18 protein-coding genes are annotated in these 17,135 nt (G+C 36.0%); 8 read left to right on the top strand and 10 right to left on the bottom strand.

Annotated elements, in window-relative coordinates; genetic code table 11:
* The 4 genes from ACODST_RS02800 to ACODST_RS02785 all read left to right on the top strand — a co-directional run bounded on the left by ACODST_RS02800 (position 1) and on the right by ACODST_RS02785 (position 5,019).
* Positions 1 to 369 (top strand): hypothetical protein, encoded by a 369-nt coding sequence (locus tag ACODST_RS02800; RefSeq protein ID WP_488930593.1) that lies wholly within the window; start codon positions 1 to 3, stop codon positions 367 to 369.
* 252 nt (positions 370 to 621) lie between these two features.
* On the top strand, positions 622 to 1,488 hold the full coding sequence (locus ACODST_RS02795; RefSeq protein WP_488930592.1) for an MbnP family protein: 867 nt from the start codon (positions 622 to 624) through the stop codon (positions 1,486 to 1,488).
* A 155-nt stretch (positions 1,489 to 1,643) separates the two neighbouring features.
* Positions 1,644 to 2,663 (top strand): cytochrome-c peroxidase, encoded by a 1,020-nt coding sequence (locus ACODST_RS02790; RefSeq protein WP_488930591.1) that lies wholly within the window; start codon positions 1,644 to 1,646, stop codon positions 2,661 to 2,663.
* A 223-nt stretch (positions 2,664 to 2,886) separates the two neighbouring features.
* Complete coding sequence (locus ACODST_RS02785) at positions 2,887 to 5,019, top strand: TonB-dependent siderophore receptor (protein ID WP_488930590.1); 2,133 nt, start codon at positions 2,887 to 2,889, stop codon at positions 5,017 to 5,019.
* A gap of 789 nt (positions 5,020 to 5,808) precedes the next feature.
* On the opposite strand, the gene ACODST_RS02780 is transcribed toward ACODST_RS02785, so the two are convergent.
* The 5 genes from ACODST_RS02780 to ACODST_RS02760 all read right to left on the bottom strand — a co-directional run bounded on the left by ACODST_RS02780 (position 5,809) and on the right by ACODST_RS02760 (position 9,470).
* Entirely contained in the window at positions 5,809 to 6,288 is a 480-nt protein-coding gene (locus tag ACODST_RS02780; RefSeq protein ID WP_488930589.1) for a (R)-mandelonitrile lyase, read from the bottom strand.
* Positions 6,285 to 6,863, bottom strand: coding sequence for a sugar O-acetyltransferase (locus ACODST_RS02775; RefSeq protein ID WP_488930588.1), 579 nt, complete (start codon positions 6,861 to 6,863; stop codon positions 6,285 to 6,287). Before ACODST_RS02775 ends, ACODST_RS02780 begins: the two co-directional genes overlap by 4 nt.
* A 33-nt stretch (positions 6,864 to 6,896) precedes the next feature.
* Positions 6,897 to 7,949, bottom strand: coding sequence for an alpha/beta hydrolase (locus tag ACODST_RS02770; protein ID WP_488930587.1), 1,053 nt, complete (start codon positions 7,947 to 7,949; stop codon positions 6,897 to 6,899).
* A gap of 87 nt (positions 7,950 to 8,036) precedes the next feature.
* Positions 8,037 to 8,915, bottom strand: coding sequence for a helix-turn-helix domain-containing protein (locus ACODST_RS02765; protein WP_488930586.1), 879 nt, complete (start codon positions 8,913 to 8,915; stop codon positions 8,037 to 8,039).
* 114 nt (positions 8,916 to 9,029) lie between these two features.
* Entirely contained in the window at positions 9,030 to 9,470 is a 441-nt protein-coding gene (locus ACODST_RS02760) for a nuclear transport factor 2 family protein (protein WP_488930585.1), read from the bottom strand.
* 150 nt (positions 9,471 to 9,620) lie between these two features.
* Here ACODST_RS02760 and ACODST_RS02755 point away from each other — a divergent pair, with 150 nt between their 5' ends.
* The 4 genes from ACODST_RS02755 to ACODST_RS02740 all read left to right on the top strand — a co-directional run bounded on the left by ACODST_RS02755 (position 9,621) and on the right by ACODST_RS02740 (position 13,547).
* Positions 9,621 to 9,998 (top strand): winged helix-turn-helix transcriptional regulator, encoded by a 378-nt coding sequence (locus tag ACODST_RS02755; protein ID WP_488930584.1) that lies wholly within the window; start codon positions 9,621 to 9,623, stop codon positions 9,996 to 9,998.
* A gap of 689 nt (positions 9,999 to 10,687) precedes the next feature.
* Complete coding sequence (locus ACODST_RS02750) at positions 10,688 to 10,867, top strand: hypothetical protein (RefSeq protein WP_488930755.1); 180 nt, start codon at positions 10,688 to 10,690, stop codon at positions 10,865 to 10,867.
* Positions 10,868 to 11,197: 330 nt separating this feature from the next.
* On the top strand, positions 11,198 to 12,766 hold the full coding sequence (locus ACODST_RS02745; RefSeq protein WP_488930583.1) for a recombinase family protein: 1,569 nt from the start codon (positions 11,198 to 11,200) through the stop codon (positions 12,764 to 12,766).
* Between the two features lie 328 nt (positions 12,767 to 13,094).
* Positions 13,095 to 13,547, top strand: coding sequence for a response regulator (locus ACODST_RS02740; RefSeq protein ID WP_488930582.1), 453 nt, complete (start codon positions 13,095 to 13,097; stop codon positions 13,545 to 13,547).
* Positions 13,548 to 13,902: 355 nt separating this feature from the next.
* Here the strand turns inward: ACODST_RS02740 and ACODST_RS02735 are convergent, their stop codons facing one another.
* From ACODST_RS02735 to rbp, 5 genes are all read right to left on the bottom strand, one after another.
* The gene (locus ACODST_RS02735; protein WP_331139919.1) at positions 13,903 to 14,352 is read right to left on the bottom strand and encodes a response regulator; all 450 of its coding nucleotides are present in this window, start codon (positions 14,350 to 14,352) and stop codon (positions 13,903 to 13,905) included.
* Positions 14,353 to 14,852: 500 nt separating this feature from the next.
* A complete protein-coding gene (locus tag ACODST_RS02730) occupies positions 14,853 to 15,101 on the bottom strand; it encodes a hypothetical protein (RefSeq protein WP_281233807.1) in 249 nt (82 codons plus the stop codon).
* A 24-nt stretch (positions 15,102 to 15,125) separates the two neighbouring features.
* Positions 15,126 to 15,713: a UDP-3-O-(3-hydroxymyristoyl)glucosamine N-acyltransferase gene (locus ACODST_RS02725; protein WP_488930581.1), complete on the bottom strand. Its 588-nt coding sequence runs from the start codon at positions 15,711 to 15,713 to the stop codon at positions 15,126 to 15,128.
* The gene (locus tag ACODST_RS02720; RefSeq protein ID WP_488930580.1) at positions 15,625 to 16,119 is read right to left on the bottom strand and encodes an LpxD N-terminal domain-containing protein; all 495 of its coding nucleotides are present in this window, start codon (positions 16,117 to 16,119) and stop codon (positions 15,625 to 15,627) included. Before ACODST_RS02720 ends, ACODST_RS02725 begins: the two co-directional genes overlap by 89 nt.
* Before the next feature lie 327 nt (positions 16,120 to 16,446).
* Entirely contained in the window at positions 16,447 to 16,752 is a 306-nt protein-coding gene (rbp, locus tag ACODST_RS02715; RefSeq protein ID WP_433831401.1) for an RNA-binding regulator, read from the bottom strand.
* Between the last annotated feature and the right edge of the window lie 383 nt (positions 16,753 to 17,135).

Here is a 17,135-nt window from a genome sequence, read left to right as displayed (position 1 = left end):
ATGAAAAAGGTTTTTAGTTTCACAATGATAATGCTCTTACTGCTGATTTCTTTCCAGCAGGCATTGATTATTGTGCACTTTAAACTGAATCAGAAAAGTATAGAAAAGGAATTCTGCGTCAATAAAGCAAAACCAGAATTACAATGTCATGGTAAATGTCATTTGAAGAAAGAACTCGAAAAATCGGATAATAACAGTGATTTAGAACTAACGAGTATCAGTAAAAACATTGATATTATTTTGAATTCGGAAATTGAATTTACAATCAATATCGTAAAAGAAATAAATTCCAGAAAAGTATTGATATATAAAGAGACTGGCCAAACAGAACCTTGTCTCGAGATTTTTGTACCGCCGCCCATCTGCTGATTAATTTTCCTCAATTAAAATTAATTTAAACACATAGAAACATAGTTTTTCGGAGTTTAGAAAAAGGCGTTTCACTTGCATCAATACACATATCTATGTGTTAAATGACTTGTCATTTTTATTTAATCTTTATCAGGTCAAGTAAAATCTATGTTTCTATGTGTTTAAAATTATTTACAGTTAGAATCTAAAAAGATGTAACAAAAGCATCTTTTTTGGCATAATTAATTACAAAAATTTAAATATCACAAAATGCAAAATTTTAAAAAATACCTTTTATTATCCCTTGCTTCTTTAGCTTTCGTCTCTTGTTCAAGCGACGATGATAACCCGGCTGCCAATAATGTAACATTAGAATTCAATAATACTTTTAAAAATACCACTATTGTTTTAGGAAATGCGGCTTCGACTTCGGCTGCAGCCAATACTTCTGCGGCAGGACAAGTACACCATTTCTCAGAATTGAAATATGTAATCAGCAATATTCGTCTGGTAAAAGATAACGGAGACGAAGTTCCTTATAATGTAAACGATTTGGATAAAGGAGCGGCAGTTATTGATCAGGCAAAGGCAGCTTCTTTGAGTTATATTTTAAGCAATGTGCCTTCTGCGACCTACAAACAGATAAAATTTGGTTTAGGAATTAAACAAGAACAAAATACTTTAGACCAGGCTAGATTTCCAAATTTCTACGCAGCCGCAGGAGCCAACGATACTGAAATGATGTGGGAATGGGGTTCAGGATATCGTTTTACGAAAATTGAAGGTTTTTATGATACTGACAACAAAACTATGTCTATCCATACCGGAAGTACTGTTGAAGGAACTGCTCCAAATTACACGCAAGGTGTAAATGCGTACAGAGATATTACTTTAAACCTGACTGCAAATGCGGTGGTGGGAAGCAAAGCACCAAAAATCAAAATTAAAGCTGATTTTGATAAACTGTTAAGCGGAAAAACCAATACCATTACTTTATCTACAGGTTCCGGGATGAATGATAATGCCACTCCAAATATTCATACAGCGGCTCAAATGGTAAAATTTGTGGATAATTTAGGTGGAAACGGATCAAGCGATATTACAGGAATGTTTTCTGTGACTGCTGTAGAAAACTAAAAAAGGGTACGCGGATGAAACAGATTTACTTCGTAAAGTAAAGATAGATTTAAAAAAATCCGTTAAAATAGGCGTCTTCGCGATAGCGAATCCGTTTCATCCGTGTACTATTTCCAGAGCTGTTTAAACGGCTCAATTTTTAAAATTCATTTAAAATGAAAAAAATACTAGGTTTCGTAATAGCGATATTGTTTCTGACTTCTTGTAATAGTGAAGATTCGGAAATGCTGGCTATTGATAATCCTGAATTTAATTTAAAGATTCCAGCTGGTTTTCCAGAACTAAACACTTTTGTAAGTCAGAACAAACCGACGCAGTATGGTGTAGAATTAGGAGAAAAATTGTTTTCGGATAAACGATTCAGTGCAGACAATACGATTTCGTGTTCCAGCTGTCATATTCAGGAAAATGCTTTTACAGATCAGAAAACACAAGCAGTCGGAATTGAAGGCAGAATCGGACTTCGAAATACACCGTCGATTCAGAATTTGGCTTTTATGAAGTTTTACAATTGGGACGGAAGTAAATTACAGTTGGAAAATCAGCCTTTAGTACCCATTATCACGCATGAAGAAATGGATTCGTCAATTTTAGAAGTAATCGGAAAAATTAAAGATGATGCTGTTTATAAAGATTTGTTCAGAAAAACTTTTGGAGATGAAAATATTACACCTGAAAGAATCTATAAAAGCATTGCACAGTTTGAATACACGCTGATTTCTGCCAACAGTAAATACGATAAAGTAAAACGCAAAGAAGTTTCTTTTACAGAAAGCGAATTAAAAGGTTATCAAACTTTTCAGCAGAAATGTGCAAGCTGTCATGCAGGAGAGTTATTTACCGATCAGAGTTTTAGAAATATTGGTTTTCCTTTAAATATGGATACCAATGAAGCCGGACGTGCGAGAGTTACGGGAGCTGCCGAAGATTTTATGAGTTTTAGGGTTCCAACTCTTCGAAACATAGAATATACGGCTCCATACGGAAGCTTTGGACAGTTTGCTACTTTGAGATCGGTTTTGGATTATTTCAATAATGGCGTTTTAGACGCTGATAACCTTGATCCTGTTTTTAGAAATAATGATAAAAAGATTCCGCTGACAGAGGAAGAAAAAACAAATCTTATCGCATTTATGAAAACGCTGAGCGATACTAAATTTTTAGGGAATAATTAGATGCTTTTTGGTTTTGCAATACGGCATTTCTTAAAAGTTCGGGATGCTGTTTTTTATAGGCAGTATTCTGCCATGATTAAAAGAAGCAAAATTTCGTTATGATTCTGCCGCAAAACTTAGACGAATTAAAATTATGCCAGAGAAGAAAGGAACATTTCCTGTTTTCCTGATTTACCACTGCTGTATTTGACTCATCGGCAGCACATTAAAATCATTATTTAGAATGAAAAAACAGATATTTTTTGCAGTGGCTCTGTTGGCTGCACTGCCACTATATGCACAAATAAAAGACAGCACAGCCGCCAAGTATACCTTGATGGACGAGGTGATTATTGAAGGGGTCAGAAAGTCCAGGGATGTTTCCAGTGAACTGGCTTCTAAACTGCCGCTGAGAAACCTGGAAAATCCTCAGGTGACCGCTTCGGTTTCACCACAGCTTATTAAAAACAGGAATTTTTTCACCCAGGGCGCTATGCTGCTCAATGCGGCCGGTGTTGCTCCGAGCTGGGCTGGAATTTCACCTTATTATTCCATCAGGGGATTTCGTACCCGCTCCAGTTTCAGAAATGGCGTAAACGGTTATGCGGCCTCAGATATGGATCCGGTCAATATTGCCCAGCTGGAAGTGATTAAAGGTCCGAGCGGGGTAATTTTTGGAGGAGGCGGTGCTACTATGGTTACTTTCGGGGGACTCATTAACCGTGTTACCGTAAAACCCCAGAATACCGCTTTTGCTGACATTACTGCAGCGGGCGGATCTTATAATCTGCAGCGCTTGACCCTTGATATCAACAGGCCTCTTGACAAGGAAGGAAAGGTTCTGGCACGATTGACCGGCGCTTATACCTACAATGGCACTTTTCAGGATCAGGGTTTTTCAAAAACATTTTTTTTAGCTCCCGGCATTTCTTATAAGCTGAGCGATGATTTAAATATTCAGCTTGATGCCGAAATTTTAAACAAGACGGCAACCAATAATCCGCTGTATCAGGTGGCTTTGGGAACTGCCAAATCAGCTGACGGGCTTAATCTGGATTATTACCGTTCTTTCAATGACAACTCGGTTACGCTTAACAACAAGGCGGTCAATATTTACGGAAAAATCAGCTACAGGCTTTCAGAAAACTGGAAATCGGAAACCAATTTAATCTCAGTGAATAATAAAACTCCCGGGGACTACATACGGCTGAGACTGGATGATGACAGCCAGAATGTGACGCGACGGGTGTATAGAATGTATCCGGAAAACATCACCAGCCAGCAGATTCAGCAGGACTTTGTCGGGAATTTCAGAATCGGAAATATGAAGAACAGGCTCGTTGCAGGGGTTGAATATTACCATTACCTGTATGGCATTGCCAGTAAATCTGTGAATTTTACCAAAGTGTCTGCCACGGCTGCAGATCCTCAAAATGATTATTTCAATAATGAATATATTACTGATCAATTGGTTTCAAAACCCTATGGAGAGAATTATAAGGCAATTCAGGATCATTATTCAGTATATGTTTCAGATGTTATTAACCCGCTGGAGAATTTAAGTGTCATGCTTAGTGCCCGAATCAATTACATCAATAACAAAGGCACGGAGGATTTATTAACAGCAACAACAACCGGCGATTATACGCAGACGGCTGTTTCTCCGAAATTGGGAATCAATTACCAGATTATTCCTGACAGAATAGCATTGTTTGCTAATTATATGAATGGTTTTCAGCCTCAGGCACCGCAATCGGTAAACGGACAGATGACAAATTTCCAGCCCGTTTTTGGAAATCAGTGGGAATCGGGCGTTAAAGTTTCTCTAAGGAAAAATTTGTTGGATGCAGTTTTGAGTTATTATAATATTGATGTAACCAATGTGGTAAGACAGAACCCGAATGATACAGCTTCCTATCTGCAGGATGGAGAGCAGCGCAGTAAAGGTTTTGAAGCCGATTTAGAATCAAATCCGATGAAAGAACTGTTTCTGCATGCAGGTTTTGCTTATAATGATAGTAAACTTATTGTTTCCGATGCCCTTACCCAAGGTTTAAGACCTGTAGATGCCGGTCCTAAGCTATCAGGAACCTGGTACGTTAATTACGCTCCGCAGTCAAAAGCATTAAATGGCTTTTCTTTAGGTTTAGGCGGCAGTCATTATGGCAGAGATTTGATAATTAATAACACCAATGGTTCTTTTTATAATAATCCTTATACCTTAATCAATTCGGTTCTAAGTTTTGAGAAAACAGGTTATGTATTTTCGCTTTCAGCCAATAACCTGCTCAATGAACACTATTGGTACGGCGGACGTGGTATGATTACTCCGGGAACCCTTCGTCAGGTGGTTTTATCTCTAAAACTAAAATTGTGATACTGTAATTTAGAAGTGAAAAAGATTACAAAGACCCCATTTAAACTGCACAGTTACCTCGGATTATTTTTCGGGCCGCTGTATCTGTTTTTTTGGAATTTCGGGCGCCCTACTAGTTTTTCAAAAAGAAATAGAGTATTGCAATAATCCAGCAATGCATTACTCTCCGGGGCGCTAAAACCATTTCTTTAAACGCGATGTATCATATAGTCTCAGAACGGTATTTGCAGGCAAAGCAGATCATGCAGCATAAAGTTTTCTATCAAAAACTTGGGAAAAATCAATTTTAGAAGTTCTATATAGGATTCCAATTCTTTATTTTTTTTAAAGATTAGAATTTATATTTTATTTCTCCCCAGATTTTGTGATTGATCCCGTAAAGGGTTCAAAAATCTGTACATTAGGGCATAAAAAAAGAGACAACTATTTCCTAGTTATCTCTTTTTGTGATACTTACTGAACAATTTACAAAGCATTTTATGAATGATTTAAAGAAATTAGCTTATTTTCAAATGAATTTGTAAGATAATTATTTTAAGTTTTAATTCTAGTGCGGTTTGTATTTACAGTAAGGGGTAAAACTTTAAAAATCGTTAAAACAGATGTATACTTAAATTTGTTGCAAGTACTCTTTTTATATTTTATCTTTTATTAGTTATTTGGGAGACAAAAAGTTATCAAGCACAGATGATGTCATTATTTTTATGCAGAAATTTGGTGTTTAATATTTTTAAGGAATTAATAAAAACTAGAAAAGCCAGATTTATTTTCTGGCTTTATTTCTCCCTGCTATTTATTTGCAGATTCATAGTCTTCGTCACTAACAGCTTCAAGCCATGTGACCTGACTGTCATCTTTAAAATTTGTAATAGCAATATGCACCATTTTTGAATCAGCAGATGCCCCGTGCCAGTGCTTTATATTTTCAGGGATGTTTATCACGTCTCCTTTGCTAATCTTTTGAGCTTGTTTCCCTTCTTCTTGGTAAAATCCAATTCCCTCAGTAACTAGTAAAACTTGTCCTTTTGGGTGCGTATGCCAGTTGGTTCTTGCTCCTGGTTCAAATGTTACGCTTCCAGCTGAAAATTCATTGTTTTTATCACGAGCAACTAAAGACTTTAAAAATGCATTGCCTGTAAACCATTCGTTTGGTAGAGGTTCTCCCTGAGGAAAAATTTCTGTTGTACTCATTTTGTTTTCTGATTTAGAACTGCATGCAGTTAAAATTGAAGTTGTTATAAATGTAAGAATTAATTTTTTTATTTTCATTCTTGAATAGCTTTAATAATTTTTGCTGGAATACCGCCAACTATTGTATTATCAGGCACATCTTTTGCAACTACTGCTCCCGCAGCAACTATTGAATTTTCTCCAACAGTTACACCCGACAGAATAGTTGCCGCAGTTCCGATCCAAGCATTTTTTTTGATATGTACAGCACCAGGCACAAGTGATTGTCTATTTTGACTGGAAATAGGATGTCCTTCCGAAATGATATTTACTCTTGGTGCAATCAGTACATTATCATCTATTGTAATACCGCCTAAATCCAAAAGAGTACAGTCAAAATTGATAAAGACGTTTTTTCCTATTTTGATATTCTTTCCATAATTAATATGAATGGGCGTAAATATAGTAGTACTCGGATCAATTGTACTAGTAATAATTTCGCTTAAAAGAGAACGGATTTCCGAAGGATCGGCTGTATTATTTAAACGAAGAAGTGTTTTTTTGGTAATGAAAGATTCTTCAAGCAGTCTATGAGCCTGAGCGTTTGAGGAAGAGATAATTTCGCCATTCAAAAGCTGTTCAAAAACATCTTCTTTTGTTGCTTTTGTATCCATTTTAGTTACAAGTTTTTAAAATAGTTGGACAAACTATTTTAGATTATTCTTAAAAAAAGCATCTAGTTTATCAAATGGAATTTTATCCAATCTGTCATACAAATCAACGTGAACAGTATCTGCTATAATCAAAAGCTCTTTTGGTTCAGCAGCAGCTTTGTAAACATCTTCGCTGAAGTATCTGGAATGGGCATTTTCGCCGGCAATAATCAAGATAGGTCTTGGAGCTATTTCTTTAATGTATGCCAATATTGGTATATTCATTATTGAGAAACCATTTGTCTTTGTCCAAGCAGCATTTGAGTTGATGGAACGTTTATGAAAACCTCGTTCTGTTTTATAGTAGTCATAATAATCTTTTACAAATTGTGGTTCATCACCTTTTATAGCATCTGGATTTGGACAATTTCCATATTCTGGTTTACCAGTTTCAGCATCTTTCCAACGCTGTAAACTCATTTCTTCTAATGTTTTGGTACGCTGTTCCAAAGTTACTTTGTCGTAATATCCCTTTGATGCTGCTCGTGGAATATCATACATACTTGTCGTAACTACCGCTTTTATACGTTTGTCAATTGAAACAGCGTTCAGAGCAAAGCCTCCAAATCCGCATATCCCTATGACACCAATTTTGTTTCTATCTACATTTTTCTGCAGTCCTAAAAAATCTACAGCTGCGCTGAAATCTTCTGTATTGATATCTGATGAGGCGATATTACGAGGTTCTCCGCTGCTTTCTCCTGTATACGAAGGATCAAATGCTAAAACTGCATAGCCGCGTTCTGCCATTTGATTGGCGTACAATCCTGAAGATTGTTCTTTAACCGCACCAAAAGGGCCGCTTACAGCTAAAGCGGGTAATAATTTTGTCTGCGGTTTTTTTGGAAGATATAGATCGCCTGACAGCGTAATTCCATATCGATTGTTAAAACTCACTTTTTGACGTGTTACTTTATCACTTAGTTGAAATGTATAATGTTCTTGTTCTGTTTTCATGTTCTTTTTGTTTTGAATCGTTTCTTTTTTCTGTGCGAATGTCTGTCCGATGAATAGGAAAGTCATTGCAATAAATGCTGTTATTTTCATATCAAATTATATTTTGAATTACAGATACAAAAGTAAAACGGCACCAAGTGGTGCCGTTAAAGAATATCAAACCAAAAAATAAGAATTTCAAACTTCGGTGTTTCTTATTGATTTAGGATTGGTTCCTGTTTGTTTTTTGAAGAAATTATTAAAATACGTAGGGTAGGCAAAACCTAATGCATATCCTATTTCGGCAATATTCCAATCAGTATGCTGTAAAAGCGCTTTTGCCTCTGTTGTAATTCTTTCTGTTATATGGGTTGTTGTCGATTTTCCAGTAATTTCTTTAACTGCACGATTTAAATAATTGACATGAATATGCAGGCTTTGTGCATAATGCTGTGCAGTTGTCAGTTTTAGCGGATTATCAGCGTTTTCAATTGGAAATTGTCTTTCGAGCAGTTCCAAAAATATCGAAGCAATCCGGGCAGTTCCGTTTTTACCTACGTTATAATTTTCTGAAGGCTGCAGTTTCAGTGATTCATGGATTATTAAATTAATATAATTACGTATTAATTCATCTTTGTATACATAGTCGCTTTGCTGTTCATCAATCATTTTCTGAAAAAGACCATTTAGAAAAAGTCTTTGTTCTTCAGAGATTTGGAGTACGGGAGTACCACCAATTTTAAAGAAAGGAGATTGATGAAGGCTTTCTGATCGTTCGGAGTTTTTCAAAAAATTTTCAGAAAAAAGTATGGTATAACCGATGTACTTTGTAGAAATCGTTTCCCATGAATAAGGAATATTAGGGTTGCCAAAAAATAAAATAGTTCCGTCTTGATCAAAACTTTTATCCGCATAATGTATTTTACTATGGCCGGTAGTAAGGCAGATTTTAAAAAACTCTTTTCGGCTGTAAGTGCGGGTTGCATTACTGTCGTCTTCAATCTGAAAGGCTTTAAAACCTTTTAGTTTAAGTTCATTATTAAACTCAGAAATACTGCGTACTGTTTTCTTTTTCATAAGAGCAAAATTAATAAATTCAAATCTATTACGTGTGCTTATGAAAGACTTAAACTACTTTCCAGTTTTTAAGAAAAATTGAGGCTTGCATAAATTACAAGCCTCGATTACATATTACGAAGTTAATAGCTTTTCCTCAATAATAATAAAATGGCCCTCACGATAGTTTATAAGCCATTTGTCGTTTTGGAATACGTATTTATCATCATATCTAACGCTGTAGTCTGTTAATACATTTTTTCCGTCAACTTCTCGTATCATTTTTATTTGGGCGAATGATACGCCAGAGGCAGTATCATTGTCAATTTGTACTTCATGCTGCCCATTAAGGGTGAAGTAGGTTTTTACCAGTGATGCATGCCCCATAAATTCGTTCTCCATGTTGGTTTTTCCCGAAACTTCTGATACAACGATCCCGCCTATAAAGGCTTTATAGGTTATGTTCGGTGTAAATAATTCCATTTGTTCCGTAATTTTCTTATCATCTCCTAAAACAGCGTAATCATCTATTAATTTTCTTAGTTTTTCTTTTTTTTCTAAAAATTCTAGTGTCATAATTTTCTATGTTTAAATGTTTAACTGCAATATTATTCTGCCGCGGTTTCAGATTAATACTGCTTTTATCTATTTTCAAAATTATTGTATATTCGCTTACAATTTGTTAGTAGTTACTCAAAGGTTAGTGACTAATCTAAATGTTTGCGAATGAAAAATCAAAATGAAAATACAGAAGTAAATAAAGAATTTACAGATGAATGCCATAAAGTATTGCTGGCGGTAAGTGATGCGCTTTATGCAATAGGAGGAAAGTGGAAACTTATGATAATCATTGCTATAGCTAGAGGTAATAATCGATTTACGGAAATTCAGAGACAGGTAACGGGAATTTCTGCAAGAGTTCTTTCGAGTGAGCTCAAAGAACTTGAGATGAATGGTTTTATCATTAAAAAAGTCGATGTTGGATACCCTGTAAGTATAGAATATCAACTTTTGCCGTACAGCAATACTTTAGAAGAAGTGGTTGGTGCTATGACGAAATGGGGAATGCAGCATCGTGAAAAAATAAAAAAGGAAAGAAGTTAAGATCGTACTCTAAACTTATGCAAAATAGATGGAACTCGTTAATAGAAATTAGATAACGGGAATAGAGAAATAAAATCAATTTATAACGTCAGTTGAACAACAATATTTAATATCAAATAATTACAATAAACCAAAAGAGAAAAAAATCCTATATCCTTAACGGGATTTCGAACCATCGTTCAGCTTCGATTAAATCTCTGATAAGACTGTTTATTTCAAACAGACTAAGAATTTCCTGTGAAAAAATCGAACCACAAATATTAGGCTGTGAAGGCCTGTAAAATCAATATGTTTGGGCATAAAAAAAGAGACAACTATTTGCTAGTTGTCTCCTTAAGTGACTCGACAGGACAAATTACAACATCATTTTTAGATGATTTGAAGAGATTGGCTTTCTATATGTAATGGTCTGTCTTCCATTGGCTTTGTAAATTTGGTTTAGATGTCCTGTTGGGGATTGATGCAAAAATTATAAAAACTAAAGTGGTTTATAGCAATAAACTAATATACAATTCTACAACTATCATCGAGGATTTGAAAAGAATGTTTTTAAGTTAAGACGGAATTATCTTTCTTTGGCTCTATGAATTAATTGATTTGTTGTTCTATTGGAGTTAAAAATTGGTTTATTTCTTTCTCGAATTATGGTTTTCCGTAGTATGGAATGAAAGTTATTAAGAATATTTGTGATGAGTACAAACAAATTATTTAATAATCTAAAACAGTTTGCTATGGAAATTCAAGCCATTAAGCCGGGACCGAAACCTAAAAAAGAGGACGGTACTCCCGATAGAAGACCGCGTGTTAATCCACCCAATAAGGAAAAGCATCCGGAGCTTAAGCCACATAAGCATAAGCCAGGGGCTTAAAAGGGGTGACTGTAGCCCTCTAAACCGTGTAGTCGGTTTAGAGGGTTGTATTTATGACAAAATCTGAGGTATAAGTACCGATCCTCTGCAAGGATGTTTCCTGTATTGTACGAAACAATGCTACGTAGTATATTTAGCAGTTTTTCAAGAATCACAGATTAAAATATAAGATTATTTTAATGCTGGCTGGTAGATTTTTATTGTTCAAAATACAATTTACTGATAAACTTGTAAGTATATGCAGTTTACATTTAGCATGTTGCGTATCTAATAATTTCCTAAATTTTACGTTTTAAATAATAATGATTTCGCCGTAAAATCTACCTGCTTATGCCTGTGGTTTATCTGTACATACGAGTTAGTACCGATGAGCAGGCTGTAAAAGGATATTCCCAGCGCAGCCAGTTAGAACGGCTTGTGCATTACTGTAAATATAACAGTCTGGTTATTGCTGAAACGATATTTGAGGATTTTTCGGCTAAAACATTTAACCGTCCGGCGTGGAATAAATTAATGGCAAAGATCAAATATCTTAAAAATTCTCCTGCAACTATTCTTTTTACATACTGGGACAGATTCAGCCGTAATATCACAGATGCCTACATAATGCTTGAGAAACTTCAAAAATTAGGAGTATCGCTTCAAGCCATAGATCAGCCTATTGATTTTTCCATACCCGAAAGCAAGATCATACTTGCCGTGTATCTGGCCACATCTGAAGTTGAAAATGATAAGAAAAGCCGGAACGTAAGTTTAGGTCTTCAGAAAGCGAGGCTTGAAGGCCGCTGGATTAATAAGGCTCCTTTAGGTTATAGGAATAAAATAACAGCAGATGGAAAAAAGTATATTGCAGCTTATACCCCTGAAGCTTTTATAATTAGGGAAGTATTTGAAGAAATAGTTAAGGCAAAAAGAGTTACGCTGTCAGAAATATATAAAGAGGCTGTGGCCAAAGGATTAAAATGCAGTAGAAGTGCCTTTTACATTCTAGTGCGAAATCCTATTTATTGCGGTCAGATCAAAATCCCTGAAACTGGAAATGAAAAGAGCAGGATTATTGACGGACTGCATGCAGGAATTGTATCTGTGGCACTTTTTGAACAAGTACAAAAAATTTTGGGAAATATGAGAAACTCAAGACTTGTTAAAAAGAAAAGAGTTCTTAATGAAAACTATTTATTAAGGGGAATTCTGCTGTGTCCTGATTGCGGAAAAACACTAACAGGAAGTTCTTCACAGGGAAGGAACAGGAAATACTATTACTATCATTGTACCGGAAAATGCAAATATAGAATCAAGGCTGACTATATTAATGCGGGCTTTCAGATGTTTCTACAGGATATCAAGATTGATGTTTCTTTCTGCAAAAGAGCTAATGATTTATTGAAAGATATTGATAAGGGAAGACAGCAGGACTATCAAATAAAAAAGCGTGAGATTGGAAAAGCAATGGATGGATCAATTGATAGAAGCTTAAATGCGCATAAGCTTTTTTCAGAAGGAAAAATTGATTATGATGATTATTTTCTGATAAAGGAAAACTGTAAAGCTTATTCGAAAAAATATGCTTCGGAATTGCGTGAGCTGGCCTTAAATGCAGGGGCAGGGCTTTATGGAAAGAATACAGGAGATAGTATATTCTATCGCTTAGCGGAGGTTTATAAGCTGTCAGATGTGTTAATGAAACAAAGAATCGCGAGGCTTTTTTTTCCTGAAAAAGTAATTGCTGACGAAAATATTCTCAATATGCTTCCAGAATTTATAAAGAAAATATTCGGGTTAGAATTAGTTAAAAATAGTCCAATGAAAGAGCCGGATTTTAATAATGATGAGATGATAAATAATTTTCTAAATGAGATTGCATTGTTAGCCTTTGAGCAGCAGTTGAAAACAAATTAAGAGAATGTATATAATGAGGAGAACAAAATATTTGATTTAAAAAGGAGGCCGTAAAATTTGGTGGCAGAAATGGTATCAAATCAGTATTTGATTCTTTTAAACGTAAATTCTTACTAGTAAATTACATAATTCCCATTTTTAGCATGGAAATTGTCAAACTATTTTACTTTTAATTGTTTCGTAATGATGGTAGAACTATCTTTAAACATTATTAACCGGATTAACGGATGTAATTCCATTTTTTAAAAATTTACAAAGGACTATAGAAATATAAGCGGCTGCGGATTCTTAGATTATAGTTTTATGTTTGCCTGACAAACTAAATATAATGACCGAGCCTGAAAATTCCAAAAAGATTATATGTATTGCTGACCATGATGAGGACGACCGAATGCTGCTCCATGAGGCATTACTGACCCTAAATCAGCCATTTGAGATTCTAGAGATCAGCACAAGAGACCAGCTTATAGACCAGTTATCTAAATTGTCTGATATTTTTCCTGATTTTATTTTTATCAATACCAGTATGCCTGGCATAGAGATGGTTCATTGCATTGAAACTATCAGAAAGGAAACCAGATCAGGCATGAAAGTGAATATAATTGTTTATTCCACTGACAGCGAGAGATCTAGCGTCGAAAAAGCATTTGAACAAGGAGCAGATTTTTATGCTGTCAAGCCGAGTAATTATAAAGATCTTAAAAAGCTGGCAGGAACTGTAATAGAAATGGAATGGGAGACTTCTGAAGATGGCGGCAGGATATTTCACATTGGATTTTAATATTTAGGCATGCTGTCTTATTTCTATTGCAGCCACGCTTCTTTGGTCTTTTAATGTTATATTGTGCTTGGCTTTGCAGACGATTTTGAATATCTGCAGAAAATTTGCAGGCAGATAGATGCACGGAAGAAAATTATGAGGCAACATTCTTTCATACTTTCATAAAATTTTGACTGGCAGATTTTGTGTAAACCTGTCTTGGCTTTTGTGGCGGAAATGTTTAAAATCCATTATTTTTTTATGATGAATGGATTCGACTTTTCTTGGATTAACGTGAAAATTGAATAGCACACAGTATGATATTTGCAGTGCCTAATTAATTTTTCCGCCATTTTTTAGTGACCCAAAGGAGTCTTTATATCTTGACGTGGAAGTTTTCAAAAGCTGGCTGGAGATTATCGGGCTGCGACACTAAAGATAATGCTTTTTTTATAAGAATAGGAAGATGGCTGTATACAACTGGTTTTGTGATAAAATAATTTGCCCCAAGGGAATACATTTTTTCGATATCCGCAGCATTGCTGCTGGTGCTGAAAACAATAATGATATGCTTTTTTAAGGCATCCGAATTTCTGATTTTTATAAGACATTCCTCTCCAGACATAATAGGCATATTAAGATCTAGGAAGACCAGTTCTGATTTAGGAGTTTGGGGATTTTCAAGAAGACTGATCAATTTGGCTCCATCATGCAAAATGGAGAGTTTCAGATCAGGAAAGTGGTCCCTGACGGCTTCGGCAAAAAAGTCGCAGTCATCGATATCGTCGTCTGCCAGCAAAATGTGATTAAATAACCTTTTGGTCATATTTTTTGCGTTAATTCAACATAAATCAAATGTACAGCTTTTCAATTTCAATTCCAAATTAAGGGTTTGCTGATGCCGTGCATGTTTCTAACTGCAATATACCCTAAGGAGCGGAAATGCAGGATTTGTAACAAAATAAAATTTAATTTTTTACATAATTCCCATGTCAAACATGGGAATTATGTAAGCTTTTGTTAAATTATATATTTTTAAGAGTAGTCTGCTATAAAAAGAGGCTAGTAATAAAAATACTTACTCCAGATATCGTGAATGACATCAGGCTTTGGACCATAAATTCGGGTAACAAACATGAATTTTCATTTTTGGAGAGGGAAGTCAATTGCTTTCTTTATCCTTTCGTGGTGAGGTGCTCTGCAGGTAGATAATCAAATCCTCGTTGGCTTCATATTTCAGCGCTTTGGTTTTATTGATGATAGAGTATCTGTCAATTTTTAGAGCTCAGTGCTCAGTACATCAACCATGCCGGCAGTATAACGCATCTAGTTCTTTCCCGTAGCAGATGGTGTTTTTGGTTCTTTGGACAGCATTCTCTTGTGGCTTTCTTTGACCGTGCGGCTTTCAGCAGCCATAGATGTGAAATGTCCATGTTCATCCACGTAGATAATCATGCTCTGAAAGCCTTTGCCCTTGAGGTTGTTAGTTTTTCTTTCAAGCTTCCTGAGTGCTTTCTGCTTTTTAAGAAGAGCTTTTTTCTTGTTATTTTCTTTTTTAAAAAATGAGTCGGCCATATTTCGCTTCAGTATTAAATTAAACTATTGGATTACTTTTTTTTCTTTGATCGATGCCCAGTGTTTCAAAGTAACAGCAGCTTTAAGAGCAGGATATCCTAATACGGTATCACCTGCGCAGACATCGGAGATTACTCCCGATCCTCCGCCGACGGTAGCTCCGTCTCCAAGTGTGACATGATCCTTAATGCTGCTTCCCCCTCCGATGACCACGCCTCTGCCAAGTTTCACAGAACCCGCCAGTCCGCTATTTCCTGCGATGATGCAGTGTTCGCCTACAATGCAGTTATGCCCGATCTGTACCAGATTATCGATTTTACAGCCATTTCCAATAACAGTTGAGGCGAATTTTGCGCGGTCTATGCAGACTCCCGCACCGATTTCTACATCATCACCGATAACAACATTTCCGATATGGGGGACCTTTACGAGTCCTTCAACAGGACACTTCACAAAACCAAACCCGTCGGCACCGATAACAGCATTGGAATGTATGATTGTCCTTAGGCCGATGCGACAGTTTTCACGTATGACAGTCCCAGGCCATATAACAGTTCCAGAACCGATAAAAACAGCCGTCAAGCACGGTAACGTTAGGGTAAATAGTGACATTATGTTCCAGTTTGCATCCTACGCCTACGTAGACGCCGGCTCCTATTTTTGTTTGATCGCCTATTTCAGCGGACTTATGAATTACTGCAGAGTGATGGATGTTGTTTTCAAACCTAACAGCCACAGGTCTGAAAAGTTCAAGCACTCGGCACATAGCCAGCTCAACACTGTCTACTTTGATCAGTGCCCTGCCGGGGCCGGGATCTAGGACGCTATTCTTATCCACAACAGCAACAAGAGCTTTGGATTTCGGCCAAAGCCTTTCAAATTTTTTGTTTCCGAGAAAAGTAATCTGATGTGGCTGGGCGGTTTCAGGGCTCCCCGCAGAGGATACCATTGCCGACGTTTTGCCGTCAGTTATGCCATGAAGATGTGTGCAGATCTCATGTACTGAAAATTTTTTCATGTAAATATGATTATTATGTATGGCAGTATCTTAAATTTATAATTTAGCTGGCAACCGCCATACAATTGATGATTATAAAAAAGCAGCAACAGTTGTACCTGATGCCTTTCGCAGGTAGGTTTTCAGCTCTGATTTTAAAAAAAAGATAATTTCCGTTATAAAAAAAAGGTAAAGTTTAATTCCATGCCTGCTAGAAGCATTATGATTTATTGGTTTCAGATTAGTGTCTGAAGCAAAGAAATTTATTATAATAATAACGAGCCATTACGCATCAGCTCTATGTAGATTTGGCCGCTGGTCTGATCAGAGCATTGCCAGAGACTGCAGCTATCTTCTTCTGTCCTTAGAATAATTTGATGCGCCTCTGCTGGAGCTGTAGTCCAAAACATCAGGCTTAGGTCGGGCTTCGTTTACCACTAAAGTCTGGCTGTCCAGTTTAGAGTTGTTCAGGCCTTTTATTGCTTTTTCAGCATCAGATTGGTCAGGCATTTCAACAAAACCGAAGCATTTTGAGCGACCTGTAAACGGATCCATAATTATTTTTACAGAGGTTACTGTTCCATAAGCTGCGAAAGCGTCGCGTACCTGATCCTCCGAGGTTCCAAACCCCAGTTTTGCTACAAAGATATTCATAATGTAAAATGTTTTAAAAATTAAGGTGGCTGTATGCCTAAACTGAAGAGTAAGGAAGGACAAATTTTACAAGATGGACAGATCTGCTTATCAGAGTGAGCATTGGCAGAATACCAATTACAGCAAAGATAGCATTATATATTTATCGCAGGCATGTTATTAAAAAAAAAAGTTTGGTAAAAAAAACTGAAAATCAATAATTTAATTCTGTGATCCTAAGTTTTACGATGTATTTACTTTAATCTTTACAGCTGTATTACGTTATTATCCGCTTTATGAATAAACCAATTTTTTGCCTCCGTCAAGGAATGATAATATTTGAAAAAATGAGAAGGGAGATTCAAATGATTATGAATTATTAAACCATTTAAAAATAAAATTTT

Source organism: Flavobacterium sp. FG19 (assembly GCF_057809475.1).
Note: the sequence above shows the minus strand (reverse complement) of the source record. Positions and strands in the feature narration are given on the sequence as shown.

Coding starts and splice junctions, on each gene's coding strand:
- ACODST_RS02800 (WP_488930593.1), top strand. CDS start 1: ATGAAAAAGGTTTTTAGTTTCACAATGATAATGCTCTTACTGCTGATT.
- ACODST_RS02795 (WP_488930592.1), top strand. CDS start 622: ATGCAAAATTTTAAAAAATACCTTTTATTATCCCTTGCTTCTTTAGCT.
- ACODST_RS02790 (WP_488930591.1), top strand. CDS start 1,644: ATGAAAAAAATACTAGGTTTCGTAATAGCGATATTGTTTCTGACTTCT.
- ACODST_RS02785 (WP_488930590.1), top strand. CDS start 2,887: ATGAAAAAACAGATATTTTTTGCAGTGGCTCTGTTGGCTGCACTGCCA.
- ACODST_RS02780 (WP_488930589.1), bottom strand. CDS start 6,288: ATGAAAATAAAAAAATTAATTCTTACATTTATAACAACTTCAATTTTA.
- ACODST_RS02775 (WP_488930588.1), bottom strand. CDS start 6,863: ATGGATACAAAAGCAACAAAAGAAGATGTTTTTGAACAGCTTTTGAAT.
- ACODST_RS02770 (WP_488930587.1), bottom strand. CDS start 7,949: ATGAAAATAACAGCATTTATTGCAATGACTTTCCTATTCATCGGACAG.
- ACODST_RS02765 (WP_488930586.1), bottom strand. CDS start 8,915: ATGAAAAAGAAAACAGTACGCAGTATTTCTGAGTTTAATAATGAACTT.
- ACODST_RS02760 (WP_488930585.1), bottom strand. CDS start 9,470: ATGACACTAGAATTTTTAGAAAAAAAAGAAAAACTAAGAAAATTAATA.
- ACODST_RS02755 (WP_488930584.1), top strand. CDS start 9,621: ATGAAAAATCAAAATGAAAATACAGAAGTAAATAAAGAATTTACAGAT.
- ACODST_RS02750 (WP_488930755.1), top strand. CDS start 10,688: ATGAGTACAAACAAATTATTTAATAATCTAAAACAGTTTGCTATGGAA.
- ACODST_RS02745 (WP_488930583.1), top strand. CDS start 11,198: ATGCCTGTGGTTTATCTGTACATACGAGTTAGTACCGATGAGCAGGCT.
- ACODST_RS02740 (WP_488930582.1), top strand. CDS start 13,095: ATGACCGAGCCTGAAAATTCCAAAAAGATTATATGTATTGCTGACCAT.
- ACODST_RS02735 (WP_331139919.1), bottom strand. CDS start 14,352: ATGACCAAAAGGTTATTTAATCACATTTTGCTGGCAGACGACGATATC.
- ACODST_RS02730 (WP_281233807.1), bottom strand. CDS start 15,101: ATGGCCGACTCATTTTTTAAAAAAGAAAATAACAAGAAAAAAGCTCTT.
- ACODST_RS02725 (WP_488930581.1), bottom strand. CDS start 15,713: ATGTCACTATTTACCCTAACGTTACCGTGCTTGACGGCTGTTTTTATC.
- ACODST_RS02720 (WP_488930580.1), bottom strand. CDS start 16,119: ATGAAAAAATTTTCAGTACATGAGATCTGCACACATCTTCATGGCATA.
- rbp (WP_433831401.1), bottom strand. CDS start 16,752: ATGAATATCTTTGTAGCAAAACTGGGGTTTGGAACCTCGGAGGATCAG.